General features: G+C 53.3%; 1 protein-coding gene. It reads left to right on the top strand.

Annotation, left to right across the window (positions count from 1 at the left end):
• Nucleotides 1-51: 51 nt before the first annotated feature.
• Nucleotides 52-332 (top strand): fimbrial protein (locus GEAM_RS22300; protein WP_034796345.1); only part of this gene is annotated, 281 nt, incomplete at its 3' end.

Below are 332 nucleotides of genomic sequence, written 5' to 3'. Positions count from 1 at the left end.
ATTTAACCAATCGCTCTGACAAATAAATGGTCGGGCACGGAGAGCAATACCATGAATAAGAAAATTATCGCTATCGCCATTCTGGCAGGTTCTGCATTCGCTTCAGTTGCACACGCGGCAAGCGGCACCATCAACTTCACCGGTAACGTGACTGCGGCAACTTGTACTATCGATACTGGCAGCAAAAACCAGACTGTAGCTTTGGGCACCGTAGGTACTACTGATTTCCCTTCAGCGGGCTCTACCAGCGGTAACGGCCAAATCACCATGGTGCTGAGCGCGTGCCCAGCGGGCGCAACTCAGGCTTCAGTAAGCTTCGGCGGCCCGGCTGA

Origin of the sequence: Ewingella americana ATCC 33852 (genome assembly GCF_000735345.1) — a bacterium.
GTDB classification, from domain to species: domain Bacteria; phylum Pseudomonadota; class Gammaproteobacteria; order Enterobacterales; family Enterobacteriaceae; genus Ewingella; species Ewingella americana.
Note: the sequence above shows the minus strand (reverse complement) of the source record. Positions and strands in the feature narration are given on the sequence as shown.